The sequence below is a fragment of the Pandoraea capi genome (assembly GCF_902459735.1).
In the GTDB taxonomy this organism is placed as follows: Bacteria; Pseudomonadota; Gammaproteobacteria; order Burkholderiales; family Burkholderiaceae; genus Pandoraea; species Pandoraea capi.
Map to the genome: position 1 here is coordinate 144,272 of NZ_CABPRV010000005.1, position 26,237 is coordinate 170,508.

The 26,237-nt window shown below is 63.7% G+C and carries 26 protein-coding genes; 9 read left to right on the forward strand and 17 right to left on the reverse strand.

The features are described from left to right. Positions 1-5 precede the first annotated feature (5 nt). The 4 genes from PCA20602_RS12520 (at position 6) to PCA20602_RS12535 (ending at position 2,155) form a co-directional block, all read left to right on the forward strand. Entirely contained in the window at positions 6-317 is a 312-nt protein-coding gene (locus PCA20602_RS12520) for a DUF2818 family protein (protein WP_150721508.1), read from the forward strand. Positions 318-395: 78 nt separating this feature from the next. Continuing rightward, positions 396-989 (forward strand): NUDIX domain-containing protein, encoded by a 594-nt coding sequence (locus tag PCA20602_RS12525; RefSeq protein WP_150721509.1) that lies wholly within the window; start codon positions 396-398, stop codon positions 987-989. A gap of 72 nt (positions 990-1,061) precedes the next feature. Beyond that, on the forward strand, positions 1,062-1,520 hold the full coding sequence (locus PCA20602_RS12530) for a DUF1178 family protein (protein WP_150721510.1): 459 nt from the start codon (positions 1,062-1,064) through the stop codon (positions 1,518-1,520). Positions 1,521-1,699: 179 nt separating this feature from the next. Then, positions 1,700-2,155: a MaoC family dehydratase gene (locus PCA20602_RS12535; RefSeq protein ID WP_069345057.1), complete on the forward strand. Its 456-nt coding sequence runs from the start codon at positions 1,700-1,702 to the stop codon at positions 2,153-2,155. A 152-nt stretch (positions 2,156-2,307) separates the two neighbouring features. Here PCA20602_RS12535 and PCA20602_RS12540 read toward each other — a convergent pair whose 3' ends face one another. From PCA20602_RS12540 to PCA20602_RS12570, 7 genes are all read right to left on the reverse strand, one after another. Beyond that, positions 2,308-2,643, reverse strand: coding sequence for a YegP family protein (locus tag PCA20602_RS12540; protein ID WP_150721511.1), 336 nt, complete (start codon positions 2,641-2,643; stop codon positions 2,308-2,310). A gap of 321 nt (positions 2,644-2,964) precedes the next feature. After that, positions 2,965-3,657 (reverse strand): glutathione binding-like protein, encoded by a 693-nt coding sequence (locus PCA20602_RS12545; RefSeq protein ID WP_150721713.1) that lies wholly within the window; start codon positions 3,655-3,657, stop codon positions 2,965-2,967. Between the two features lie 356 nt (positions 3,658-4,013). Then, on the reverse strand, positions 4,014-5,249 hold the full coding sequence (locus PCA20602_RS12550) for an acyl-CoA dehydrogenase family protein (protein WP_150721512.1): 1,236 nt from the start codon (positions 5,247-5,249) through the stop codon (positions 4,014-4,016). An 11-nt stretch (positions 5,250-5,260) separates the two neighbouring features. Beyond that, positions 5,261-6,364 (reverse strand): phosphotransferase, encoded by a 1,104-nt coding sequence (locus PCA20602_RS12555; RefSeq protein WP_150721513.1) that lies wholly within the window; start codon positions 6,362-6,364, stop codon positions 5,261-5,263. Between the two features lie 175 nt (positions 6,365-6,539). Further along, a complete protein-coding gene (locus tag PCA20602_RS12560; protein WP_174981104.1) occupies positions 6,540-7,256 on the reverse strand; it encodes a histidine phosphatase family protein in 717 nt (238 codons plus the stop codon). Between the two features lie 215 nt (positions 7,257-7,471). Beyond that, positions 7,472-8,251 (reverse strand): oxepin-CoA hydrolase, alternative type, encoded by a 780-nt coding sequence (locus PCA20602_RS12565; protein WP_150721515.1) that lies wholly within the window; start codon positions 8,249-8,251, stop codon positions 7,472-7,474. Positions 8,252-8,266: 15 nt separating this feature from the next. Continuing rightward, entirely contained in the window at positions 8,267-9,832 is a 1,566-nt protein-coding gene (locus tag PCA20602_RS12570; RefSeq protein ID WP_150721516.1) for a 3-hydroxyacyl-CoA dehydrogenase, read from the reverse strand. Positions 9,833-10,030: 198 nt separating this feature from the next. Here PCA20602_RS12570 and PCA20602_RS26205 point away from each other — a divergent pair, with 198 nt between their 5' ends. Both PCA20602_RS26205 and PCA20602_RS12575 read left to right on the forward strand, forming a co-directional pair. Beyond that, positions 10,031-10,165, forward strand: a complete 135-nt coding sequence (locus PCA20602_RS26205) for a hypothetical protein (protein ID WP_281354657.1) — start codon at positions 10,031-10,033, stop codon at positions 10,163-10,165. Between the two features lie 136 nt (positions 10,166-10,301). Continuing rightward, a complete protein-coding gene (locus tag PCA20602_RS12575; RefSeq protein WP_150721517.1) occupies positions 10,302-10,958 on the forward strand; it encodes a glutathione S-transferase family protein in 657 nt (218 codons plus the stop codon). A gap of 60 nt (positions 10,959-11,018) precedes the next feature. Here PCA20602_RS12575 and PCA20602_RS12580 read toward each other — a convergent pair whose 3' ends face one another. Together PCA20602_RS12580 and PCA20602_RS12585 are read right to left on the reverse strand one after the other, a co-directional pair. Beyond that, the gene (locus PCA20602_RS12580; protein ID WP_150721518.1) at positions 11,019-12,206 is read right to left on the reverse strand and encodes a pyridoxal phosphate-dependent aminotransferase; all 1,188 of its coding nucleotides are present in this window, start codon (positions 12,204-12,206) and stop codon (positions 11,019-11,021) included. Positions 12,207-12,390: 184 nt separating this feature from the next. Then, on the reverse strand, positions 12,391-12,906 hold the full coding sequence (locus PCA20602_RS12585; RefSeq protein WP_150721519.1) for a putative toxin-antitoxin system toxin component, PIN family: 516 nt from the start codon (positions 12,904-12,906) through the stop codon (positions 12,391-12,393). A gap of 58 nt (positions 12,907-12,964) precedes the next feature. On the opposite strand from PCA20602_RS12585, the gene yaaA reads away from it, so the two are divergent. Together yaaA and PCA20602_RS12595 are read left to right on the forward strand one after the other, a co-directional pair. Continuing rightward, complete coding sequence (gene yaaA / locus PCA20602_RS12590) at positions 12,965-13,744, forward strand: peroxide stress protein YaaA (protein ID WP_150721520.1); 780 nt, start codon at positions 12,965-12,967, stop codon at positions 13,742-13,744. A 65-nt stretch (positions 13,745-13,809) separates the two neighbouring features. Then, the gene (locus tag PCA20602_RS12595) at positions 13,810-14,958 is read left to right on the forward strand and encodes a M14 family metallopeptidase (RefSeq protein WP_150721521.1); all 1,149 of its coding nucleotides are present in this window, start codon (positions 13,810-13,812) and stop codon (positions 14,956-14,958) included. Positions 14,959-15,157: 199 nt separating this feature from the next. On the opposite strand, the gene PCA20602_RS12600 is transcribed toward PCA20602_RS12595, so the two are convergent. Continuing rightward, complete coding sequence (locus tag PCA20602_RS12600) at positions 15,158-15,805, reverse strand: BspC domain-containing protein (protein ID WP_150721522.1); 648 nt, start codon at positions 15,803-15,805, stop codon at positions 15,158-15,160. 533 nt (positions 15,806-16,338) lie between these two features. On the opposite strand from PCA20602_RS12600, the gene trmB reads away from it, so the two are divergent. Further along, on the forward strand, positions 16,339-17,034 hold the full coding sequence (gene trmB / locus PCA20602_RS12605) for a tRNA (guanine(46)-N(7))-methyltransferase TrmB (RefSeq protein ID WP_150721523.1): 696 nt from the start codon (positions 16,339-16,341) through the stop codon (positions 17,032-17,034). 137 nt (positions 17,035-17,171) lie between these two features. On the opposite strand, the gene PCA20602_RS12610 is transcribed toward trmB, so the two are convergent. From PCA20602_RS12610 to PCA20602_RS12640, 7 genes are all read right to left on the reverse strand, one after another. Further along, the gene (locus PCA20602_RS12610) at positions 17,172-18,350 is read right to left on the reverse strand and encodes a DUF2863 family protein (RefSeq protein WP_150721524.1); all 1,179 of its coding nucleotides are present in this window, start codon (positions 18,348-18,350) and stop codon (positions 17,172-17,174) included. 165 nt (positions 18,351-18,515) lie between these two features. Further along, the gene (locus PCA20602_RS12615) at positions 18,516-19,106 is read right to left on the reverse strand and encodes a methylated-DNA--[protein]-cysteine S-methyltransferase (RefSeq protein ID WP_217432417.1); all 591 of its coding nucleotides are present in this window, start codon (positions 19,104-19,106) and stop codon (positions 18,516-18,518) included. Beyond that, entirely contained in the window at positions 19,103-20,608 is a 1,506-nt protein-coding gene (locus PCA20602_RS12620; protein WP_150721715.1) for a DNA-3-methyladenine glycosylase 2, read from the reverse strand. The genes PCA20602_RS12615 and PCA20602_RS12620 overlap by 4 nt, the downstream gene beginning before the upstream one ends. A gap of 477 nt (positions 20,609-21,085) precedes the next feature. Then, positions 21,086-23,794 carry an aconitate hydratase AcnA gene (gene acnA, locus PCA20602_RS12625; protein ID WP_069345075.1) on the reverse strand — a complete coding sequence of 903 codons (2,709 nt, stop codon included), beginning with the start codon at positions 23,792-23,794 and terminating at the stop codon, positions 21,086-21,088. 207 nt (positions 23,795-24,001) lie between these two features. Continuing rightward, entirely contained in the window at positions 24,002-24,499 is a 498-nt protein-coding gene (locus tag PCA20602_RS12630) for a hypothetical protein (RefSeq protein ID WP_150721525.1), read from the reverse strand. Positions 24,500-24,543: 44 nt separating this feature from the next. Then, positions 24,544-24,909, reverse strand: coding sequence for a tyrosine-protein phosphatase (locus PCA20602_RS12635; protein WP_150721526.1), 366 nt, complete (start codon positions 24,907-24,909; stop codon positions 24,544-24,546). Positions 24,910-25,148: 239 nt separating this feature from the next. Next, complete coding sequence (locus PCA20602_RS12640) at positions 25,149-26,132, reverse strand: malate dehydrogenase (RefSeq protein ID WP_069345077.1); 984 nt, start codon at positions 26,130-26,132, stop codon at positions 25,149-25,151. Positions 26,133-26,237 lie beyond the last annotated feature (105 nt).

Genomic DNA, 26,237 nt, shown 5'->3' on the forward strand with positions numbered 1-26,237 from the left:
TGGGCATGTCGGCAGGGGGAACGCTGGTGATTCTGCTGGCCGTGCTGGGCGCGAACCTGCCGTTCGTGAACCAGCGGCTGTTCGGATTTATCGCGCGTAGGGCGGCGACCAAGTCGCTATGGCTGCGTCTGGTCGAGATGATCGTGGCGTACTTCGTGGTCGGCGCGCTCGGTTATCTGATCGAGTCCGGCATTGGTAACGTCTTCTCGCAGGGCTGGGAGTTTTACGCCGTGACCGCCAGCCTTTTCGTCGTGTTCGCGTTCCCGGGATTCGTATATCGGTATTTGTGGCGTCATCGACCGGCGGCTGCCGCGTGAGATGATGGCCTAGCAACACGCCGCCCCAGGGCGGCGTTTTGTATTTTGGGTTCGCCAATTTTTAGCCGTGGAGGGCTTATGACCCAACCTGAACATGACGATTCGCACCTGATCGAGACGGGCATCGAAAGCGATACCGTGTACGACGGGGCCTTCCTCACCATCAAGCGCGATCGGGTGCGTCTGCCCGACGGCAAGACCGCCATTCGCGAGTACACCACGCATCCGGGCGCCGTGATGGTGATTCCGCTGTTCGAAGACGGCCAGGTGCTTATGGAGCGTCAGTATCGGTATCCGTTGCAGCGTGTGATGACGGAATTGCCTGCCGGCAAGCTCGACGAAGCCGAGGGCGGTCTCGTGTGCGGTCAGCGTGAACTGCTCGAAGAGACGGGCTATATGGCGAAGCGCTGGGACTATCTCACGCGCATTCACCCGGTGATTTCCTACTCGACCGAGTTCATCGATATCTGGCTGGCGCGCGACCTCACGAAGGGCGAGCAGAAGCTCGACGAAGGCGAGTTTCTCGACGTCTTCAAGATGCCGGCGACGGAACTGCTGGCATGGGTGCGCGACGGGCGTGTCACGGACGTCAAGACGATCATCGGCGCGTTTTGGCTGGAAAAGATATTATCGGGAGTCTGGCAGCCCGGCGAGCGTTCGCCGTTGCGCTGATTTACCGTTTCACGGTCACTTTTGCATCCTGGTCCCGGCCACCCGCCGGGGCGGAGACATTTCCGTCGCATCATGAAGGTTTTTGATTTGCGTTGTGCCCATGAGCACACCTTCGAGGGCTGGTTCGGCTCGGAGGACGATTACGTTTCGCAGCAGTCCCGGGGACTGGTGAGTTGCCCGGTGTGCGGCGATACGGCTATCGTGCGCATGCCGTCTGCACCGCGCCTGAATCTGTCGGGGGCGACGCAGGCCAGTGCTGCCGCGCCGGCGAGGGCAGCCTCGCCCGAGGTTGCCGACACGCAGCGTCAGTTGCAGACGCTGTGGATGAAAGCTGTGCGGCACGTCATGGCAAATACTGAAGACGTCGGGACGAACTTTGCCGAGGAAGCCCGCAAGATTCATTATCAGGAAGCGCCCGAGCGCAACATTCGCGGTACGACGTCACGTGAGGAAGCCGAGGCGCTCGCCGACGAAGGGATCGATGTCATGTCACTGCCGTTGCCCGACAGCGTGAAGGAAACGCTGCAATAACGATCCGACTGAGATCTTCCGTCCCGTCTCCTCAAATTCCCTCAAGGGTCCCGCCCGCCGTTCGTCTATCCCCGGTACATCGCGTGGCGGATGGCGACGTCGTGCGCTCATGCATAATGTCCCTCTGACGCCGGCCTGATCTGGCCGCGTATCGATCACTCGCACCACGGGAGGTTGGCATGGCAACGCTCGAGTACTACTTTGAGGACTTTGCGGTCGGCGACACCTTCGATCTGGGGGAATACACGTTCACGGCTGACGAAATCGTGCATTTCGCCCGTCAGTTCGACCCGCAGCCGTTTCACGTCGACGAAGCGGCCGGACGCGAGTCGCATTTTGGTGGATTGGTCGCCAGCGGCTGGCACACGTGCAGCATCATGATGCGGATGAACGTCGACAAGCTGCTGTCCCGCTCGTCGAGCATGGGATCGCCGGGCGTGGAGCAGATCGAATGGCTCAAGCCCGTGCGCCCCGGCGACACGGTAACGGTCACCAGCAGCACGCTTGAAGTGCGCGCATCCAAGAGCCGTCCCGACCGTGGCATCGTGCGCCAACTCTGGACCGCCACCAATCAGCACGGCGAGGAAGTCTGCCGCTTCCGGGGCACGGGGTTGTATCGAAAGCGCGGCGCCTGAGCGTCGCATCGAACACCGGCACACTACGGCACATCTCGCCCGATTCGCGCAGACCGATCGTGATCTTGCGACGCCCAAGCAGTGTCAGGTTTGCCAAACTTCGCTTGCCACGCATGAAGGCGATACGTCGTGATGCCGAGTCGAAGCGGTGCTCAATGCGACAAATCGCTCACTGAGGCCGCAGGTGCGTCGTGCTTGACCTGTTTGATCCCGTCTTCCATTTGCTCGGCGGTGGAGAACATCTGGCTCTGGCCGATGATCTCGCCGTTGCGCGCCTTGAGCACGAAGTAGGGGCGTCCCGAGGTGGACGTCTTGCGCTCGAACCGGTGATCTTCCCCCGAATTCTTGCGAACGGACTCGATGCCGTTCTGCGCCGATGCGCGCGCCTTGTACGTTTCGGAGGAAAGAATGGTATGCCCGCTCTCGCCCAGCAGATGAAAGTGGAATTCACCGTTGGGGCTGCGCTTGAGTTCGAACTTGCCTGACATATGTGGATCTCCCGGATCTTCCAAAAGCCAGCGGCGAGGGACTGCGAACTGCAAGGGGACGACGGCTGTGCACCGCGCCCGAGAATGCGCCTAGATTAGCACCGCCCGCATTTCGGCGATACCGCACTTTGTTTCGAAGTGTAAACCACTTTAAGTGACGTCCCGCCGAATGGCGATCTGTGGCCCAAGCGGCAGAGATGGTGTCCGACGGCACGGTGCGCAGAAGTTCACGCAGCGTGCCGTCGTCATGGCAAGGGGAAACCCGTTGCCGCCCCCAGACCGACCGGAGGGCGGCGACCGGCAAGTTGCCGTACCGGGTGATTAGCGTCGGGCGTATTGCGTCGCGCCGAAGAGTATTTCGCGCGCTTTGTCGTCCTGAAGCGGCTTGCGGGCGTCGGCGAGCACCTTGATACCGCGTTGCACCGCCGGGCGTGCCTCGATCGCTTCAAACCATTTCTGCACGTTCGGGAAGTCCGAGAGCTCCACGCCCTGATTCTTCCACGAGCGCAGCCACGGCCAGATGGCGATGTCCGCTACGGTGTACATGTCGCCCGCGACATAGGGATGGTTGCCCAGACGCTTGTCGAGCACGCCGTACAGACGTCGCGCTTCGTTCGTGTAGCGCTTGATCGCGTAATCGATCTTCTCCGGCGCGTAGATGCGGAAGTGGTGCGCCTGCCCGAGCATCGGCCCCACACCGCCCATCTGGAACATCAGCCATTCGAGCGTTTCGTACTTGCCGCGGACGTCTTCCGGCAGGAAGCGGCCCGTCTTGCCTGCCAGATACAGCAGGATCGCGCCCGACTCGAACAGGGAGATCGGTTTGCCGTCCGGGCCGTCTTCATCGACGATGGCCGGGATCTTGTTGTTCGGCGAAATGGCGAGAAATTCATCCTTGAACTGGTCGCCCGCGCCAATGTCGACGGCATGCGCGTGGTAGGCCAGCCCGCACTCTTCGAGCATGATGTGGACCTTGTGGCCGTTGGGCGTGGCCCAAGAATAGACCTGAATCAATTGCGGCTCCTTGTTGGAACGGTAGGGGACGTCGGCGAACGCCATGGAACGATTCGATTCGTCTCGTTCGACAGCGACGCTCGGGCGTTGGTCGACGTCACGCCTTGTCTGGCGCAGCAACGATTGCGCGGGGCGCCCGGCATGGTGACGGCAGCGAAGCACACCGGGGGCGCGAATCGCTCACGTCCCCGGAGAAAACGGCTCGCAAATTACACCACAGAACGTTTTTCCCTGCCGGGCGTGGGGTCTGGGAGCGTCGGAAGCCCGTAGGAGGGGGCGATCGATGCTGTCGCTCCCTGAGCTGAGGGGCGTTTTCGACACGTGGGGCCACCTGCGTCTCGTCGCCCGACTGCGGGTCAATGACCGTCGGACGCGTTCGCGGCGTACTTCGCCAGTTCCAGCTTCGCGATAGCGTTGCGATGGACTTCGTCAGGGCCGTCGGCAAAGCGCAGCGTGCGGGCGCTGGCGTAGGCATAAGCCAGCGGGAAGTCCCCGGAGAGCCCCGCCGCGCCATGCGCCTGAATCGCCCAGTCAATCACCTGACATGCCATGTTCGGGGCGACGACCTTGATCATGGCAATCTCGGCGCGCGCGGCCTTGTTGCCGACCGTGTCCATCATGTCGGCCGCCTTGAGCGTGAGCAGACGCGCCTGCTCGATCAGGCACCGCGCTTCGCCGATGCGCTCGCGGGTGACGCCTTGCGCCGCAATCGGCTTGCCGAACGCTTCGCGTGAGAGCGTGCGGCGGCACATCAGCGAAAGGGCGCGCTCGGCCAGTCCGATGAGCCGCATGCAATGGTGGATGCGGCCAGGGCCGAGGCGTCCCTGCGCGATTTCGAAGCCGCGTCCTTCACCGAGCAGCAGGCTGCTGGCGGGCGCGCGAACGTCGTCGAGCACGATCTCCATATGACCATGCGGGGCGTCGTCGTAGCCGAAGACGGTGAGCGGACGCACCCGCGACACACCTTTCGCGTCCGCCGGGATCAGGATCATCGATTGCTGCGCGTGCTTCGGGGCGTCCGGATCCGTTTTGCCCATCACGATGTAGAGCGCACAGCGCGGGTCGCCCGCGCCCGTGGACCACCACTTGCGACCATTGACGACATAGTCGTCACCCTCACGCCGGATGCGGCACTGCACGTTGGTCGCGTCGCTCGACGCCACGTCCGGCTCCGTCATCAGGAAGGCGGAACGGATCTCGCCGCGCAGCAGCGGTTCGAGCCATTGCGCTTTCTGTGCGTCAGTGGCGTAACGCTCCAGCGTTTCCATATTGCCGGTGTCGGGCGCGTTGCAGTTGAAGACCTCCGGCGCCCACGGCACCTGTCCCATGATCTCGCACAGCGGCGCGTATTCGACATTGGTAAGCCCTGCGCCGCGCCCCGAGTCGGGCAGGAACAGGTTCCACAGCCCGGCGTGTTGAGCGAGGGGCTTGAGACGCTCGATGACTTGCGACGGCTGCCACGCGTTGCCGTTACGCCGCGCGACGTCGATCTCTTCCAGATAGCGCTGCTCGTTCGGAAAGATGTGCTCGTCGAAGAACGCGGACAGACGCGCACGCAGCGCTTCGACTTTCGGGCTATAGCTGAAATCCATGATATCTCCGTTCAGTGACTGTCTTGTGCTCGCTGCGCATACGCCCACGCGAGTTCCGCCATAGGACGCGCCCGTTTGCCGGCGTCCAGCGCCTGTGCGCTGGCGGCGGTGCCGTCGCTCACGCGCTTCATGATGCCTTGCAGGATCGCCGCGATACGGAACATGTTGTACGCGAGATAGAAGTCCCACTGCGCAGGCCGGGCGATACCCGTGCGCTCGCTGTATCGACGGATGTAGTCGGCATCATCGGGAATGCCGAGCGCTGGCCAGTCGAGTCCGGCAATGCCGCGAAACACGCCGGGACTGACGTGCCACGCCATGCAGTGATAGCTGAAGTCGGCGAGCGGATCGCCCAGCGTCGACAACTCCCAATCGAGCACGGCGAGCACGCGTGGCTCGCTCGGATGGAAGATCAGATTGTCGAGACGGAAGTCGCCGTGCACGAGGGTCGTGCGCTCAGGGGCGCTTGCCGTGACGGCGGGCAAATGGGCGGGCAGCCAGTCGATGAGCCGGTCCATCGCGTCGATGGTGTCCGTCTCCGACGCCCGGTACTGTTTGCTCCATCGCGCAATCTGACGCGCCATGTAGTCCCCCGGCTTGCCATACGATTCGAGGCCGACGGCGCGATAGTCAACGCGATGCAGCGCGGCGATGACGCGATTCATTTCGTCGTAGATCTCGCTGCGCGCCGTCGATGTCATGCCCGGGAGCGACGGATCCCACAGCACGCGACCGTCTACGAAATCCATCACATAGAACGCGAGTCCGATCACGCTTTCGTCTTCGCACAGGCCTCGCATGCGCGCGACGGGGACGTCGGTGCGAGACAGCGCATCCATCACGCGATACTCGCGCTCGATGGCATGTGCGGATGGGAGAAGTCTGGCCGCCGGGGCGGGTTTGGTGCGCAGCACGTAGGCGGCCGCGGGCGTCGTCAGCCGGTAGGTCGGATTGGACTGTCCGCCGTTGAACTGTGTGATGACGAGCGGGCCGGCGTAGCCATCCACGTGGGTAGTCAGCCAGCGTTCGAGCGCTGCGGCGTCGAAGGGAATGCGATCGCCTAACGTGCGTTCGCCTGCAAATGCGGAAAAGTCCTGTACAAGCTCCTCGGCCATGCTGTCTCCTGCATTTCCGGTGCTGCGTTGATCGAGACGAATTCGTAGGGTTTGCCGGTTACGACGACTTCAGAGAGACGACTTCAGTGGGGCGCGGATGCTTATCGACGGATCGGGATGGCCCGCTCCGTGCGCCGACATCAGGACTGACGAGGTGCGCGTGACGCTTGCACGCTTAACGCCCCTGACGCGAGCCAAGAAACGACGCGAAGATTTTCTCCATGACGGTGAGCCGGTTGTCACGGTGCAACGGCTGCGGCGGCGCATAGTTCATGAGGCGCACCACCCAGTCTCCGGGCTTGTCGCCGACGTCGAGGGCGTTGATGCACGCGGGTGTCTGTGCGAGCTGACCGAGAAAGAGGCGGCCGTCCGGGTGCATGGCATGCGACAGAATTGCGCGATTCACGCCACCGTGCAACACCAGCAGTACCGTGTCCCACGACTTGTCGTCCCGAAGTTCGGTGAGCGGCGGAACCACACGATCGAGCAGCTCACGCACAGACTCGCCGTTCATGAAACGCGTGTCCTCGGGCACCAGCCCATCGAACGCGCTGAGAAAGGCCTGCGCCAGTTCGGCTGGGGGCAGATGAGAGATGCTACCGGCGCGAATCTCCTGCCAGCACGTCCACGTCTCGATATCGATTCGCTGTCCTGTTTCGGCAAGGACTCGCTCGGCGGTCTCGCGCGTGCGCGGCAGGCCGCTGACGATCACGCGGTCGAAGCGGATGTGTTCGGCGGCGAAGGCACGTCCGGCAGCGGTGGCTTGCGTGCGGCCCAGTGAATTGAGCGGGACGGCATCGGCATCGATCGGTTTGCCGCTGTCGTCGAAGTAGGTGACGTCGCCGTGACGCATCAGATAGATGCGGCGGCGCTGCGGCAGGGTGAACGCCAGCGGACCGGCGGCGGGGCCGAGATGGCCGAGTGAACTCATGCGGAAATTCTCCTGAACGTGGGGCAGCCGTCAGCGTACCTTGGCCTGGCGCGGCGTGCCCGGCAGTGACCGATGGCGCGCGTCCCGATGCGACAACCGACGGGACTCGTCAGTGCGCAGGAAGCACATGTCGGATGAACGGAACGCGTCATGCATGCCGTTCATCCGACGAGCGATCAGGTGTATTGTGCCGGACGTTTCTCGAGGAAGGCGCTGATCCCTTCCAGACCATCCGCATGATGCAGCGACGCCACGAAGTTATCGCGCTCGGCACCGAGTTGCGACGTCAGCGTCTCGCTCGCGCCGCTCTCGACAAGCGCCTTGATACGGGCCACGGCATTCGGCGACAACTGGGCGAGATCCGTCGCCCAGTTCAGGGCTTCCGCGCGGGCCTGACCCGGCGCGACGACACGATTGACGAGCCCGGCCGTCGCCAGACGCGCTGCCGTCACCGGTTTGCCTTCGAGCAGGATCTCCGTGGCGAGCGGGCGGGGCAGTGCCTGCGACAGGAACCACGAGCCACCGCCGTCCGGCGTCAGACCGACCTTGACGTACGCCATCACGAATTTCGCGTTGTCTGCTGCGACCAGCAGGTCGCACGCCAGCGCCAGCGAGAAGCCGGCGCCGGCCGCTGCGCCTTCGACGGCAGCGATGATCGGCTTCGGGCAGGCACGCAAGGCTTCGATCCACTCGGCCAGCGCATCGATACTCGCGGCCTGCACGGACGGGTCTTTCTGACGGTTTTCCAGCAGACGGTTCAGGTTGCCGCCGGCGCAGAAGAAGTTGTCGGCGCCGGTGAGCACCACGGCGCGCACCGAGGCGTCGCGCTCGGCCGTGGCCAGTGCCTCGACCCCGGCGGCGTACATGTCCGGATGCAGGGCGTTGCGGGCGCCGGGGTTGGAGAGCGTCAGGACCAGCGTGTGGTCGACGCGTTCGGCAAGCAGTTCAGCGGCCATGAGCGGGTCTCCGGATCACTGTTCTTCGGTGAGCAGCGACACGCCGAGCTGCGCACGGCGCGTGAGCCACGGCGACGGGCGATAGCGCTGGTCGCCATAGAACGATTGCAGGTTGCGCAGTACGGTGAGCAACTGACGCGCGCCGACAGCGTCGCCGAGCGCGAGCGGTCCCTTGGCGTAACCGAGGCCCAGCGTGACGGCGCGGTCGATGTCGCCCGGCGTCGCAATGCGTTGCTGCGCGATGTCAGCGCCGATGTTCACGATGGTGGCGATGACACGCTGCGCGACGAAGCCCGCCGAGTCCCGGATCACTGTCACCGGCGTGCCGCCCTGCGCGAACAGTGCGTGGGCGGCGTTGCGGGCTTCCGGCGTGGTAACCGGTGTGGTCATCAGTGTGTGGCGTTTCGCACCCGCGAGCGGCAACAGCGTGTCCACGGCAACGGTGCGCGTGGCGTCCAGGCCCTGCTCGACCGCGCAGGTCGTCGCATCGAGGCCGAGCGGCGTGACGACGATCAGCGCCGTCTCCGACGGCTTGTCGCCGCCTTCGATGGTCACCCCCGTCGCGCCTAGCAGTTCGACCACGGCGGCGAAGCCGCGCGTATCGGCGCGGCTGACCCAGACGCTTGCCGGCAGCGTGTCCGGCACCGGTGCTTCGGGCGGTACCTGTTGTTTGCCGTCGACGTAACGATAGAAGCCTTCACCGACCTTGCGTCCCAGCAGGCCGCCGGCGAAGCGCACGGCGGTGATCGGCGACGGGCGGAAGCGGGCTTCCTCGTAGAACTGGTGATAGATCGATTCCATCACCGGATGCGAGACGTCGAGGGCCGTCAGATCGAGCAACTCGAACGTGCCGAGGCGGAAACCCGCCTGCTCGCGCAGGATGCGATCGATGTCGGCAAAGCTCGCGATCCCTTCGCTCGCCACGCGCAGCCCTTCGGTGTTCATGCCGCGACCGGCATGGTTGACGATGAAGCCGGGCATGTCCTTGCAGCGCACGGCCGTGTGCCCCATGCGCTGGCCGAGGGTGAGCAGGGCGTCGCCGACTTCCGGGGCGGTGCGCAGGCCGTCGATGACTTCGACCACCTTCATGAGCGGCACCGGGTTGAAGAAGTGATACCCGGCGACGCGCTCCGGGCGCTCGCACGCAGCAGCAATCGCCGTGATCGACAGTGACGACGTGTTCGACGCCAGAATCGCATCCGCAGCGACAATGCCTTCAAGCGAACGAAACAGGTCGCGCTTGATCTCGAGCTTCTCGATGATGGCCTCGACGACCAGTTGGCAGTCGGCCAGATCCTCCAGCGCGTTGCAGGCCTGCAGGCGGCCCATCGTTGCGTCGACGCTCGATGCCTCGATCTTGCCCTTGGCCGCCAGCTTGTCCAGCGTGTCACGCAAGGCATCCAGCGCGGCTTGTACGGCCTTGGCGTTGGTGTCGTAGAGTTTGACGCGCAGACCGGCTTGCGCGGCGATCTGGGCGATACCACGACCCATGGCGCCGGCACCGACGATGCCGAGGACTTCGATGGCGGGGCGCGAGGTGATCGGGGCGGCAGGCGCAGCGGAAGAGGGGGATGCAGTCATTCGGCGTGTCTCGAAGTTGGGGTCGATGGTCGTCGACCGATATCGTTTTGATGGTGCGCGGCATCTCGCGGATCTGCGCAGGTCGGCATGCAAGCCCGCCCGCCTGAAGGCCCGCAGCTCGATGCCGTCGACGTGACTCGTCATTCTATCGTCCGACCGGTCGGTCGGGAAATGAATTTCCTGCCGAGTTGCCGGGCGATGCAAACCGATGCCCAAATCGCGTTGCGGCTATTGTCGCCGATCTCGCCGCCGTTGCCAGCGATTGTTCCGCTGAGCGGTCAGGGCAAGGGGTTAGGCGGGCGTCTGGGTGCGATGGAGCGCTATGGGACATGACACCGAAATTCGGGACGGCAGCGGTTGAATTCCGCTCACGAACCGTTGTGCAGTGACGGTACACTTCCGGTACCCGGCGCTCGCTAGTCGGTTACCGACGGGCGGGCAAACCCGGCTTACTCACATGGGAGACATCATGTTGAAGCTGTACGGCTTTCCAGTCAGCAACTATTACAACAAGGTTAAGGTTGTGCTGTACGAGAAGGGGCTGCCCTTCGAAGAGTCCGAATCCATCCCGTGCCAGGACGAGCCGCTGCTGCAATGCTCGCCGCTGGGTAAGGTGCCGTATCTGCAAACGGAAAACGGCTATCTGGCCGAGTCGCAGGTGATCTGCGATTTCCTGGAAGTGACGCATCCGACGCCGGCGCTGTTCTCTGCCGATCCGTGGCGGCAGGCGAAAGAGCGCGAACTCCTCACGATGGTGGAGCTGCATCTGGAACTGGTGGTGCGCGAGATCTACTCGCAGGCGTTCTTCGGCGGCACGGTGTCGGAAGGCACGCGCAATCGCACCGAGAAGCTGTTGCGCCGGAATATCGTGGCGTTCAAGCGTCTGGCTAAATTCGCGCCGTTCGTGGCGGGCGAAACGTTCACGATGGTCGACGTCGCCGCGGGTATCCATCTGCCCATTCTCGGCATGGCCACGCAAGCCGTGTATGGCGAAGACTTCCTGAATGCGGCAGGCATCGACTGGAAAGCCTACGGCAAGATGCTCTCCGAGCGCGAGTCGTTCCAGCGCATGCGTGCCGAGCAGAAGGCCTATCAGCAGGCACAACAGGCCAAGAAGGCAGGTTGAGCCCGTGTTGAGCCCGGGTTGAGCGCAATCGGCGCCGGGGCGGCGCCGATTGCCGTCAGTTCAGACCTTGGCGAGGCGCTTCAGAGCTTCACGCAGCGTGTCGTCCTGCTTGGCGAAGCAGAAGCGCACCACGCCCGACTCATGCGGCTCGTGATAGAACGCGGAGACCGGGATCGCCGCAACGCCGATCTCGCCCGTCAGCCAAAGCGCGAAGTCGGCTTCGCTCATGTCGCTGATCGCGCTGTAATCCACGCATTGGAAGTAGGTGCCTTCGCATGGCAGCAGCTTGAAGCGGGTGCCCGCCAGACCTTCGCGGAACAGGTCGCGCTTCTTCTGATAGAAACCTGCGAGTTCCAGATAAGGCGCAGGGTCACGCATGTAGTCGGCCAGACCGACCTGCATCGGCGTGTTGACCGTGAACACGTTGAACTGATGCACTTTCCGGAATTCGGCGGACAGCGACGCCGGCGCCGCGACGAAACCGACCTTCCAGCCCGTCACGTGATACGTCTTGCCGAAGCTCGACACGATGAAGCTACGGCGCGCGAGTTCGGGGTGACGCGCCACGCTCTCGTGCCGCTTGCCGTCGTACACCATGTGTTCGTAGACCTCGTCCGAGATCAGCAGGATGTCGGTGCCTGCCACGATGTCGGCCAGCTTCGTGAGGTCCTGCTCATGCCACACGGTGCCGCTCGGATTGTGCGGCGTGTTGAACAGAATCAGGCGCGTACGCGGTGTGATGGCAGCGGCCAGCTTGTCGAACGGAATCCGGAACTCAGGGGCCTCGAGGGTAATGAACACCGGCTTGCCGCCGGCCAGCTCGATCGACGGGACATAGCTGTCGTACGTTGGCTCGAACACAATGACTTCGTCGCCCGGATGCACCGTGGCGAGAATCGCCGTCAGCAGGGCCTGCGTGGCCCCGGCCGTCACCGTGATTTCCGTGTTCCAGTCGTACGCCTGGCCGTAGAGCTTGCCGATCTTGGCGGCAATAGCCTGACGCAGCGCGGGCACACCGGCCATCGGGGGGTACTGGTTGTGGTCTTCGCGCATGGCGCGCGAGACGGCGTCGACGATCTTCGGGTCGCATGGGAAGTCGGGGAAGCCTTGCCCGAGGTTCACCGCCTGCTTCTCGGCAGCCAGCGCCGACATGACGGTGAAGATGGTGGTGCCGACGTTCGGCAGGCGCGACGCGAGCGGCGGCGCAACCAGCGCAGGCGTGGTGGATCCAGTGTGAGGCGCGTTCATGTTGGCGGTAGACGATGCAGTGATCAGGTCGCCATTCTAACGCCGTCGCGCCGCCGCTGCGGGCCGTCCACGGTCACGGCGCCAGCGATTTCGGACTATCGATAGGCCGTCCGCCGGTATTTTCTTAGCGGGCTTTCGGACGTGTCCCCGTTCAGCGTCTTCAATGCAGCGTCTTCAATGACAATCAACGACCCGCCGTGACCAGCAGCGACGTGAAGGCGCTCGCCGTCAGAATCCGAAAGCCGAACTGACGCGCCACGCGGCTACGCAGCTTGAGCACGGCCTTGTCCTTGCTGACGAGCCAGTGCGCATGCCCGTCGCGGGCGGCTTCGAGGAACTTCTGATCGTCTCGGTCGCGGCACAGCGGGAGTTGCGCGGGCACAGGGGCGTCTTCGGGGACGACGATGCGGTGCGTGTGGGTGTCGACCCAGACCAGCGCAGCCTCGTTGTCGATCTCACGCGATGCGAATTGGGGGTACGTGAGGACGATGGCCAGCTCGTCGCGGCAGCGCGGCGCCATCAGCGCGGTGAGGCGGCGCTCGACGATGGCGTCGCGCACCGGGCGCGCCACCGGATCGTCGAAGACGAGCAAATCGATCCACACATTGGTGTCGAGGACCACGCGCGGCGGCGTGGCGAGCGTGTCGAGATGCTCGGCGAAGGCCCGATCAGCGGGCGTGGCAACAGCGTTTTGAAGCATTGGATAGAATGACGGTTTCTCGTTAGTTTCTTGATCAAGCAGGAACGCTGCACCCGATATGATAATTGTTCTCTCGCCGGCCAAATCGCTCGACTACGAAACGCCGCCGCACGTGAGCACGCACACCGTGCCGCAGTTCGTGGACGACGCTGCCGAACTGATCGAAGGTCTGCGTGAACTGAGCCCGGCACAGGTCGGCTCGCTCATGAGCATTTCCGATCAACTCGCCGCGCTGAACGCCACGCGCTACGCCGAGTGGTCGCCGCGCTTCGACACCACCAACGCCAAGCAGGCCGTACTTGCCTTCAATGGCGACGTCTACGAGGGCCTTTCCGCCCGCACGCTCGACGCCCGCCAGCTCGAATTCGCCCAGAAGCACCTGCGCATTCTGTCGGGCCTTTACGGCGTGCTGCGCCCGCTCGATCTGCTGCAACCGTACCGTCTGGAGATGGGCACGCGCTTCGTGAACAAGCGTGGCCGTGATCTCTACGCATTCTGGGGTGAGCGTGTGACGCAGACGATCAACGCATCGCTCGCCGAGCATAGCGAGACGCGCCGTGTGCTGGTCAATCTCGCGTCGGAAGAGTACTTCAAGGTCGTCAAGCGCCGTCTGGTCGAAGCGCCGGTGATTACGCCGGTGTTCGAGGACTGGAAGAGCGGCAAGTACAAGATCATCAGCTTTTACGCCAAGCGCGCTCGCGGTCTGATGGCCCGTTACGCCATCGAGCGCGGGGTGATCGACGTGCAGCAACTCAAGGCCTTCGACACCGAAGGGTATGCGTTCGACGACAGCGTCTCGAACGATTCGCTGTGGGTTTTCCGTCGCCGCGTGGCCTGACGCCAGCTTTCTCTTAGCCCCGGGCAATGTCCCGGGGCTTTCCTTTTTCGCCAGCGAGACTCGCCATGACCGTACGCATCAGCAGCCGGTTCGACAGCGGCGCCATTCAGGTAGTGAGCGCCGAGCGCGCCGACGACATCCATGTTCGTATTGCGCAGGACGGCGCCGCCGAATTCGCGCAGTGGTTCCATTTTTGTGTGCAGGGCGTGAAAGGCGTGCCATGCCGCATCGTGTTCGATAACGCCGGGCAGACGTCTTATCCGCGTGGCTGGGAAAACTATCGTGCCGTGGCGTCCTACGACCGGGTGACGTGGTTCCGTGTGCCGACGTCGTATGACGGGCAGGTCATGACGGTGGCCTTCACGCCCGCCCACGACAGCGTGTATCTGGCGTACTTCGAGCCGTATGGGGAGGAGCGTCATCTGGCGTTGCTGGGTACTTCGCAGAATTCGCCGCTGGTGCGTTCTCGCTCGCTGGGGCAGACCGTCGACGGTCGCGACATGACGTTGCTCACGGTGGGCGAGCCGCGTGCCGGCAAGCGCCGCATCTGGGTGATCGCGCGGCAGCATCCGGGGGAGACGATGGCGGAGTGGTTCGTCGAGGGCATGCTGCGCCGTTTGCTCGGCGCGGGTGACTGGGCGGGCGATCCGCTCGCACCGGCCTTGCTCGACGACGCGGTGTTCTACGTCGTGCCGAACATGAATCCCGACGGGTCGTCGCGCGGCAACCTGCGCACGAACGCGACGGGCGCGAACCTCAATCGCGAGTGGGCAGCGCCTGATCTCGTGCGCAGCCCCGAGGTGTATCACGTGCGCGCCGCCATCGAGGCGACCGGCTGCGACATGTTCTTCGACATCCATGGCGACGAGGCGTTGCCTTACGTATTTCTCGCGGGCAACGACGGTGTCGAATGGGGCACGGATGCCGTGCTCGCGCGCGAGAAAGCCTTCGGCGAACGGCTGAAAGCGGCGAGCCTCGACTTTCAGGACAAGTTCGGCTATCCCCCGGGCAAGCACGGTCCCGAGTCGCTGAAGCTGGCCTCGAAATGGATCGCGCACCGTTTCGGCTGCCTGTCGCTCACGCTCGAAATGCCGTTCAAGGACAACGCGAACCGCCCCAATCCGCAAGTCGGATGGAGCGGGGCGCGCAGTGCTGCGTTGGGCGCGTCGATGCTTGCCGCTATCTGGGCGCAGCTACAGGCCGATCAGGTCTGAACGGCGATGTCGCATGCGGGCACGCCGTGACGGGGGGGGCTGCGCGTCGCCCCGATGGATGTCGTAGCGTCGTAATGTGTTTCATGTCGGGGGGCACGTCAGGCGCCACGTCGGATGCCATAGCGAAAGGCTACGCACGCGACAACGCACGGCGCGCAATGCGCCGTGCGTCATACTGCTACCTGCGACCGTCCGACGATCAGTTCTTCTTTTTCGTCGTGCTCTTTTTCGTCGCGCTCTTTTTCGCGGTGCCCGACTTCGCCGTCGACTTGCTTCCCGACGATTTGGCCGTCGCGGTGCGCTTGCCTGACTTCGACGTGGCGTGCGATGCCTTGCCGCGCGTGTTGCTGCGCGTGGCGCGCTTCACGGGCTGCTCCACCTGCGAGAGCGGCGAGGTGTAATCGAAGCCCATCATGCGGCCATCGGCGTAGCCACAGCGAATGTGGATGTTGTCGGTCTGACCGGTCGTGCGCTTGCCGACACCGTCGAGCTCCACCATCTGCGTGACGTCGACACGTTGCTTGCGATCGTCGAACGGACCGTTCCACGGTTCGACTTTCGCGTGCCCCGCATCGAGCGCCGTCTCGCCATACTCCACACTCTCGTAACCGGGCAGCGTAGCGACGACGAAACTCGCGTGCGCAGCGCAATCGGCCACCAGCGGATCCGCGTGACGGGTGTTGATGAATTGCTCGACCAGCGTGCGATGCTGTTCGAGCGTGAAGGCCTGTGCCGGGGCAGTGAAGCCCGACAGACAGAGCGGCGCAGAGACCGCGGCGATGCCGGCGACCTGGCGCACGGCTCGCATCACGACGCCTGCGGCGCGTTGAAAAAATCGATTCGACATTGCTTGACGTAATCTCGGGGGCTGACAGACCGTTCAGGCTGTTCGCATGAACCGGCCCTGAGTATTGCTGAGCAATGCGGGCATGCGACGACTCATTTCAAGAACCGCTCGCACACACCGCTCGCGAAGAAGCTTGACCGCATTTTGAAAGACAGCGGCGAAGCGGCATCCATCTTAACCGAAAAAAAGCCGCCGACGCCCGCCGGGTAAGCCCGCAGACGTAACAGTGCACCTCGTGAAAGTTACACCACGCTACAATGCGGCCCTGTCTGAGCGATGTTTCGACGTGATTCGATGCGGCGCAACGCGCTTCGATCCTCCGGCGAGACTGCATCGATCGTGCAAACACTGCGCCATCCACACGCGTGTTTCGCGGCGAAAGCGCGTGTCCTGCGGTAACAGGGGGCGCATTGTGGCATCTGAGGCGTTCACGCAATCGCTCGAATAGCGGCGTAATTCACGCTATTTCACGCGGTTTGTGCAATGCACGTTTGCGCGTCGCCTCAGGCCATCTCCCGTTCCTACGCTTCGGTATGTTTGCAAATTCACGCACTGTCGACAGTGCCCAAACCGGTCCGCACGACAAACTCGCAGAGCTCGTGGCGCGTCATCGCAACGCGACCTTTCGCAAGCCGCTTGCGGCCTACAGTGCTGCGGCATTCGATGCCGCCATCGCCGCGTGGCGCAATGCAGGCGCTGCGCCGTTGATCATCGATGCCGGATGCGGTGTCGGCGAGAGCACGCTGCGGCTGGCCACACAGTTCCCCGATCACTTCGTCATCGGCATCGATCAGTCGGAGAGCCGCATCGTGCGCGGCAAGGATTGGTGGGACGGTGTGTGGCCCGAGAACTTCGTGTGGGTGCGCGCCGATCTGGTGGACTTCTGGCGACAGCTTCATGACGCGGGCATTCGTCCTGCGCGTCACTACATCCTCTATCCGAATCCGTGGCCGAAGATCGGTCAGTTGGCTCGTCGATGGCATGCGCATGCCGTGTTCCCGACGGTCGTCGCCCTCGGCGGCGTGCTGGAGTGTCGTAGCAACTGGGACATCTACATCGACGAATTCGCGCTGGCGGTGACGTGGTTGAGCGGCGTCACGCCCCACGTCGAAGCGTGGCCGCCGCAGGACGACCCTGCATCCGTGGAGCCCATCACACCTTTCGAACGCAAGTACCTGGCGTCTGGACACGGCTTGCATCGCTGCGTGGTCACGCTGCCGTCCCAATGATCTTGCGGATGCAATTCGGTCGCCAGTGTCGATTCGGTCGCCCATAAACGCAACCGGCCGTGCGGGATGCGCGCACGGCCGGTTGCGTTTTGCAACGCCGATGTGCCCGGAGGCGAACGTCGGCGTCGGATCGACGATCAGTGGAAGTGGGGACGGCTCGGTTCGGCGTCTTCCGGCATTTCCGCGTGAACGACTTCGCCGACGGGGTCTGGATAGAGCGGCACGCCGCAATCGTCGCAATACTCTGGATCGAAGCGCCCCGGATGCTTGCGAATGTCCGTCACGCCGCACACCTTGAGCAGGTCCGTGACTTCATCGAGGGCACCGCCTTCGACTTCGCCATTCTCGCGGCCATACAGCGGCCAAACCACACCGTAGATCACGTCGTTGCTGCCGCGCTGCGTGAAGCCGATGCGGTACTCGTCGATATTTTGCTCGCCGAAGCCGGCGACGACGGCACGCAGTTCCGGCGGCGTGAGCGTGAGCACATCTTCCAGATAACGCAGCGCCGTGCGAATCGTGTGCGGACGGATACGCTCGTCGGCTTCGCGGCAACTGGCGTAGTAAGCGTCGGGCAGCAGGCATTCGATCTCGCAGCCCGGCAGCAGCGCGTTCAGGTTGGGACCGCCTTGGGCCGACCAGGCTTCCTGGCATTGACCGCGCTCTGCGTGGCGTGCGCCATCTTCCTGCCAGCGGAACATCGGCGCGCCCTTGGGCACGGTCACGGCGGCGAGCAGGAAGCGCGGATCGGCGAGGATCGGCGCGGTTTCCGGCAAGTCGCTGCCGGGCTGCTTCACTTCGGCGTTGCTGACGGCGGCCTGCACGAGTTGTTGCGTGACCTTCCACGATTCGCAGTGCGTGCGCGGGAGCTGATCGATGCTGTAGAGGTAGGGCGAAATGGCCACGCGAGCCGATTCCGCCAGTACGTGGGCGTGCAGATGGGCACGCACCGGCATGAGAGCGTCGGATTTCACCGGGCCCGAGGGAATCGCGTAACGCGTCCACGCGAGAATGGGGATGGCGACGAGCAGGCCGTCCCAGATTTCGCCGTCGGCTTCGGGTTCTGCGGATTCGCTTTGCGATTCGATCAGATCGGCGAGTGCGCCATAGGCTTCGCTGTGGTTGGCCTGAAGATGGTCGAGCGCGGCGTCGATCGCCGGCTGGTTGCCCGTGCGCAGTACGCGCGTGAGCAACGTGTCGAGCTGGGCTTCCCAGAAGCGGTCTTCGATGCGGCTACCCGAGGCAGCCAGCGCGAGCGCGTGGCCGACCAGCTTTTCGGCGTCGGGGGTCAGTCGTTTGGCGGTGCGTGAGCGCATAGTCGTGCAAAGCAGAAACACATGAACTCACGATTGTACGGCATGCGTGAACGCGATAGATGGGACGCTTGCACCAATCGCGTCGACGCCTGCCGCCAGTTGCCTCCACGTCACCCCAAGTTCGCTGCGACGTGGCGGTTGCGGGACGTGGCGTTTCGGGGGCGTTCAGAAGTCGAACGCGAGATTGGCCGGGGCGGAGAGTCGCGTATGGCGCGTCGTCGCGGCGCTCGCACCCTTGACGGGGGAGAGCGCTGCGCCTTCGAGCGAGAGCAGGGCGAGCTTGCGTTCCACGCCGCTGGCGTAGCCCGTGAGCGTACCGTCTGCGCCGATCACGCGATGGCACGGCACGATAATCGTTATCGGATTGCGCCCGTTGGCGGCGCCGACGGCGCGCGACTTGTTGGCGTCGCCCAAGGCATGCGCGAGATCGCCGTAGCTGCGCGTCTCACCGAAGGGAATGCGGCGAAGTTCATCCCACACGCTCATCTGGAACGGCGTGCCCTCGGGGGCGAGGTCCAGTTCGAAGAGGCGGCGTCCGTCGTGAAAATACTCGTCGAGCTGCTGTTTGGCGGCTGTCAGCACGGCAACGCCGTCGCCATCGCGGCGCACATCGCCGTCCTGCGGGAAATACTTCTGATGCGAGAAATAAACGCCGGTCAGCGCGTCGCCGTTCGCGACGAGCAGCATCTGGCCCAGCGGACTCTCGTACAGCGTTTCGTAGTGGGTCACTGGCGTGGCGGAAGTGATACGGGTCATGCAATTGCCTCCTGCAAAGTCTCGACCGGCTGGCCTGCCGGTCCTTGGGCCGCTGCGCGCCAGATATGCAGCGCAGCGTACGCGCGCCACGGAGCCCATTGATGGGCCCGCGAGGCTACGGCGCGTCCATTGGCGACACCGAGCGCCTGACGCAGCACCAGATCGTCCACGGGCATCGCGTCGGGCGATCCGAGGGCACGCATCGCGATGTACTGGGCGGTCCAGGGGCCGATGCCCTTGATGGCGAGTAACGACGCCATCGTCGAGTCGATCGGTGCGAGCGGATCGAGCCGCAGGCGCCCCTCGACGATCGCCTGTGCTACACCGTGAATTGCGGCGATACGACTTCGAATGATACCGGCTTCGCCGAGGGCGTTGACGGGAACGGCGAGCATTTGCGCGGCGCTCGGGAAGGTGTGCGTCAATCCGTGGGCGGGGGCCGGCAGTGGCGTGCCGAAGCGTTGGGCGAGGCGGCCGAGCAGACGTCGTGCCCCTTTGACGGTGATTTGCTGGCCCACGATGGCGCGTAAGGCGATCTCGAAGCCGTCGACGGCGCCCGGCACACGCAGGCCCGGTGTCGCGCCTGCGAGGGGGCCCAGGTGGGCATCGATGACGTCCGGGCGGGCACCGAGATCGAACAGATGACGCAGCTTGCCCAGCACTTGCGGCACGCTGCCTGCGAGCGCCGGCGGCAGCGTCACTTGGAGGGCATGACGATCCGGCAGCGGGGAGACGCGGCACCAGCCGGTGATCGGCTGTGCGTTCTGTCGCTCGATGCGCAGCGTGCGGGTGTAGACATCGCCTTCGCGGCGTTCGACGCCTTCGATGGCGCGGTCACCGAGAAAATCGAGCAGGGCGTGCCAGGCGAAGGGTGGGCGATAGGCGAGCTGGAAGACCAGATCGCCGTCCGGTAGTGCCGCCATGCGGGCCATGCGCGCGTTATGGGCGCTAAGGCGCAGCCGGCCCGGTGCAAAGCCATAGCGTGATTTAAACAGGCCATTGAAACGCCGGACGCTGCCGAATCCGGACGCCAGCGCGACCTCCGTCACCGGCAAAGCCGTATCGGTCAGCAGACGCTTCGCGAGCAGTAGTCGTTGCGTCTGTGCGTATTCGACGGGGGAGACGCCGAATTCGTCGGCAAAGATGCGTCGCAGGTGCCGTTCGGTGATGCCGATACGGGCGGCGAGATCGGGCAGGGCGGCGTGATTGAGGAAGCCTTCGTCGATCATGGCGGCGGCGGCATCGGCGAGTTCACGGGAGGCATCGAAGCGAGCGCTGCCGGGGGCGAGTTCCGGGCGGCATTTCAGGCAGGGGCGGTAGCCGGCCTTTTCCGCAGCGGCGGCGCTGCCGTAGAACGAGCAGTTTTCGAAGCGGGGCGTCCGGACGTTACAGACCGGCCGACAGTAAATGCCTGTGGACGAAACACCCACAAAGAACCAGCCGTCGAAGCGCCGGTCGCGGGCGGAGACGGCCTTGTAGCAGACTTCCGGGTCGAGCGTCATGGGGAGGGCGGTGCGGGGGAACATGGGCCCCACTCTACGCGCGAGCCGTACGTCAAGCTAGTCATTTTCGGACATGACAAGCAAAGCGCAAGATGAAAAGTGGACGGGAAGGGAGAAGGGAAGGCAGAAGGGAGGGCAGAAGGGAGGGCAGAAGGGAGGGCAGAAGGGAGGGCAGAAGTGCGGGAAAGTAGGGTGTGGTGTTAGCCCTGGGCAAGGCAGGCAGACGCCAGGGGGCGCTTACCGATGCGACTTTCGGTGGAGTGTCGGGAAGTGTCCGCTGGCGTCTGTCCCGCTGCGTTGTGGGAGGGTGAGGGAAATAAGGGGCAGCGGGTTTTCTGGGGCGAGGCTCAACCCCAGGGGAAAAACACCACAAAAAAACCCGGCGCGAGGGCCGGGTTTAGCGCGCCGTCGGGGGAGGGAATCCACCCGCCGACGGCACAATGCATAACGTCTAAGTGGCTACGTCTGCCAGAAGACTCAGGCAGCTGCCAGCAACTGACGCAGCACGAACGGCAGAATCCCGCCGTGCTTGTAGTAGTCCACTTCGATCGGCGTATCGATACGCAGCAGGACTTGCACCTTTTGCGTTTCGCCGTTCTTGCGATGGATCACCAGCGTGACATCCTGTTGCGGCTTGATGTCGGCCGTCAGACCTTCGATGTCGTACGTTTCCTCGCCCGTGATACCGAGCGATTCCACACTGTCCGAGCCCTTGAATTGCAGGGGCAGCACGCCCATGCCGACGAGGTTCGAGCGGTGGATGCGTTCGAACGAGCGGGTGATGACCGCCTTCACGCCCAGCAACTGCGTGCCCTTGGCGGCCCAGTCGCGCGACGAACCCGTGCCGTACTCCTCGCCGCCGAACACCACCGTCGGGGTGCCTTCGCCAACGTACTTCATGGCGGCGTCGTAGATCGAGAGCTGTTCGCCGCTCGGCTGGTGAATCGTCAGGCCGCCTTCGACGCGCGAACCGTCGGCCTTCGCCGGGATCATCAGGTTCTTGATGCGCACGTTCGCGAATGTACCGCGCATCATCACTTCGTGGTTGCCGCGACGCGAGCCGTAGCTGTTGAAATCGGCCTTCAGCACGCCGTTATCGAGCAGCCACTTGCCTGCCGGCGACGTTTCCTTGATCGAACCGGCCGGGCTGATGTGGTCGGTCGTGACCGAGTCACCGAACACGCCCAGTGCGCGTGCGCCCTGGATCGGCTTGATGTCGGCATTCGGTTCCATCGCGAAGCCGTCGAAGAACGGCGGTTCAGCGATGTACGTCGACGTCGGCCAATCGTAGACCTGACCCTTCGAGCCCTTCACCTTCGCCCACAGCGGGCTCGGCTCCTTCACCGAGTCGTAGTTGGCCTTGAACACCTTGGCGTTCATGGCGAACTTCATCAGCTTGTGGATCTCGTCGCTGGTCGGCCAGATGTCGCCCAGGAAGATGTCGCGGCCGTTTTTGCCCTTGCCGACCGGCTCGGTCATCAGGTCGCGTTGCACGTTGCCGGCGATGGCGTAAGCCACGACCAGCGGGGGCGATGCCAGGAAGTTGGCGCGAATGTTCGGGTGAATACGCGCTTCGAAGTTACGGTTGCCCGAGAGGACTGCGGCCGCGACCATGTCGTTCTTGGTGATGACTTCGTTCAGCTCGGCCGTCAGATCGCCGGCGTTACCGATACAGGTCGTGCAGCCGTAAGCCGTCACGCCGAAGCCGAGCTTCTCCAGATACGGCAGCAGGCCTGCCGCTTCCAGATACTCGGTCACCACGCGGCTTCCCGGGGCGAGCGACGTCTTGATGTGCGGGGCGACCGTCAGACCGGCTTCCACGGCCTTCTTCGCGAGCAGACCGGCGGCGAGCAGCACGCTCGGGTTCGACGTGTTCGTGCACGACGTGATGGCGGCGATCAGCACGTCGCCGTTGTTGACGTCGATGCCACCGGCCGTCTTGTACGTCGTTTCGAGCTGTTCCTTCGTCAGGTTGAAGCCGTTCTCGGCGACCGGCTTCGTGAACAGGTCCTGGAACGTGTGCTTCACGTTGCCGATTTCGATGCGGTCCTGCGGACGCTTCGGGCCAGCCAGCGACGGCGCCACGGTGCCCAGATCCAGCTTGAGCGTCTTCGTGTAGTCGATGCTGTCCGTTTTCGGCACGCCGAACAGGTTCTGGGCCTTGAAGTACGATTCGAATGCCTTGATTTCTTCCTTCGTGCGGCCCGTGCCTTCGAAGTAGTCGATCGTCTTTTCGTCGACCGGGAAGAAGCCCATCGTGGCGCCGTATTCCGGGGCCATGTTGGCGATGGTGGCGCGGTCCGGCAACGCCAGGCTCGAGGTGCCTTCGCCGAAGAACTCGACGAACTTGCCGACGACCTTCTCGCGACGCAGCATTTCCGTGATCGTCAGCACCAGATCGGTGGCGGTCACGCCTTCGCGCAGACGGCCCGTCAGTTCCACGCCGACGACGTCAGGCGTGAGGAAATACACCGGCTGACCCAGCATGCCGGCTTCGGCTTCGATGCCGCCCACGCCCCAGCCCACCACGCCGATACCGTTGATCATGGTCGTGTGGCTGTCCGTACCCACGAGGGTGTCCGGGTAGTACACGTCGTCCTTCTTGTGGACGCCGCGTGCCAGATATTCGAGGTTCACCTGGTGAACGATACCGTAGCCCGGTTGCACGACGCCGAACGTGTCGAACGCCTGCATCCCCCACTTCATGAACTGGTAGCGCTCGTTGTTGCGCTGGAATTCCAGCTTCATGTTCAGGTCGAGCGCCTTCTTCTCGCGGAAGTGGTCGATCGTGACCGAGTGGTCGACCACCAGATCCACGGGAACCAGCGGCTCGATACGCTTCGGGTTCGTGCCCTGACGCTCTGCGACGTTACGCATCGCGGCCAGGTCGGCGAGCAACGGCACGCCCGTGAAGTCCTGCAGCACGACGCGGGCCACGACGAACGGGATTTCGTCGGTGCGCTCGGCGTTCGGCTTCCAGCCGGCCAGTTGCTTGACGTGCTCTTCGGTCACTTTCTTGCCGTCGCAGTTGCGCAGCACGGACTCGAGCACGAGGCGAATCGATACCGGCAGACGATCGACGTTCACACCCAGGGCCTTGCCCAGTTGGGGCAGCGAGTAGAACTTGCCTTTCTTGTTGCCGCCGAGCTTGAACTCTTTAAGCGTTTTGTGGAGGTTGTGGGCCATGATCTTTCCTTGAGTGATACAGAAAAACAAAGCGGTGGTGATGCCATTAACGGGGGACGGTATCGCGCGAGCACCTGCGTGAGTGCTCGCTGCGACACCTGTACGTCGAATATCCGGCGTACCGGTTACTGCAAATCTTGCAAAAGCTACAGCAGGAAAGCGGCTGGCGCATTACACGGGCTGCGTCGGCGTCCACTGAGCACTCGCTCAGTTCGTGACCTTGATCAGTTCGTTCGATTGCGTCGGGGCAGCCTTGTTTTCCTCCGACATCGCCCGCGTCACGCACTCGTCAGCCAGACGCGTGTCATCCATCGGATTGCGTTCGTGCTTGAACAGCATCGCCTTGGCCGGGATCACGACCAGATCCATGCCGCTTGCGGCGTCATAGAAGCGGTCGGCGCCGGTCGTCGTCTGCTGGCGCGGCAACTTGTAGCTGCGACCTTGCCAGAACATAGTCAGGATTGTGTCGCGCTTCATGTTGCCCTTGAGGTACAACTTATTGTTCTCTTTGCAGCTCCAGAGTTCCGAACCTTCTTCCGGTTGCGCTGGTGCCGCAGCCACTGCGGCCTTCTTCTTGGCCGGCGCCTTCTTCTTCGGCGCAGCCTTCTTGGCCGTGGTCTTGTTCGCCGGTTCAGCGGCAAACGCGGTCGGCAAGACGGCAACAGAGCACAAGGCAACCAGCGCAGTCAGGCAAAGCTTCTTCATGGTGAGTCTCCAGAGGGAAAGTCCGACGTTCACAAAAGCGCAGATTATCGTACGAACTCTGCGTCGTTCGACGTCACCACACAAATTTTTTCAATTCCTTTCAGGCAGGCGCAATGGGCGACGGCGGGACGAACCGGTGTCGCGATCGATCGTGCTGCGTTGCGGAATTCTGGGTTTCGCCGGATGTGGCGGGGCTTTTCCCGGATCGTGCTGGGGGCAGACGGTGCGGAAAAACGGGGGAAATCGAGAGCGCGGAATGCTTGGCGAAACGAGCGCGAGATGGGCGCGAAACGATGCGCGAAGTCGCGGGCAGGGCAGGGGACAATACGCTCGTCGCGGACATTGTCGACGCCGGTCGTCCGGAGCGTTGCGTTGCTTGCGGCAATCAGACGCTGCATTCGCTTGGCCAAGAAATCGCTCGATGAGGCTTGAGGGAGTGGCGGGAGCCTATTGCGACAACGGGGCTTGCCCGTTTTGCGTCGCTATGGGGCGCTTACGCGATGTCGTCACTCTGGATTCAAGGAACGTTCAGGTGCTACCAGGTTAGGGAAGTGGCGCCGGCACTGGGGGTAGCCGCCGGCGCGCTGTCGGCCCGTTGCGATGCTTTTTGCATCTCGCGGGGCCGTTTCCCTGGGGCGATCCTGGAGGATCAGCCCAGCAGATGCGCCACGCCGGCGCGCTCTTCTTCGAGCTCGTTGAGCGTGATGTTCATCTTTTCACGCGAGTAGGCATCGATCTCGAGGCCTTCCACACGCTTGTACTTGCCGTTTTCGCAGATCACCGGCACGCCGTAGATCACGTCTTCCGGAATGCCGTACGAGCCATCCGACGGGATACCCATCGTGACCCACTTGCCGTTCGAGCCGAGCACCCAGTCATGGATGTGGTCGATGGCGGCGTTGGCTGCCGAAGCGGCCGACGACAGGCCACGGGCTTCGATGATGGCGGCGCCGCGCTTGCCGACGGTCGGCAGGAACACGTCGTTGTTCCACACGTCGTCGTTGATCAGGGTCTTGACGCTTTGACCGTCGATCGTGGCGAAGCGGTAGTCGGCGTACATCGTCGGCGAGTGGTTACCCCACACGGCCAGCTTTTCGATGCTGGCGACCGGCTTGCCGGTCTTGGCGGCGAGTTGCGACAGGGCACGGTTGTGGTCCAGACGCAGCATCGCGGTGAAGTTTTCCTTCGGCAGGTTCGGGGCCGACTTCATGGCGATGTAGGCGTTGGTGTTCGCCGGGTTACCGACGACCAGCACCTTGACATTGCGGCTGGCGACTTCGTCCAGGGCCTTGCCTTGCACCGTGAAGATTGCGCCGTTGGCTTCGAGCAGGTCCTTACGCTCCATGCCCTTCGAACGGGGACGGGCGCCCACCAGCAGGGCGACGTCGGCGTCCTTGAAGGCAACCTTCGGGTCGTCGGTCACGACAACGCCAGCCAGCAGCGGGAATGCGCAGTCTTCCAGCTCCATCACGACGCCCTTGACGGCGGCTTGAGCTTGCGGGAGGTCGAGCAGTTGCAGGATGACGGGCTGATCCTTGCCGAGCATGTCGCCATTGGCGATACGGAACAGCAGGGAGTAGCCGATTTGGCCAGCGGCGCCGGTGACGGCGACACGCATTGCGGGTTTTGCCATGAGAATCTCTCCAGACGTGTACAAATTCCTGCGAAGCTCAAGAGAGGCTCGCCGTCCGGGTGGCAGATTTTTTTGCCAGGCTGACAGCGCCGCGTCACATGAAGC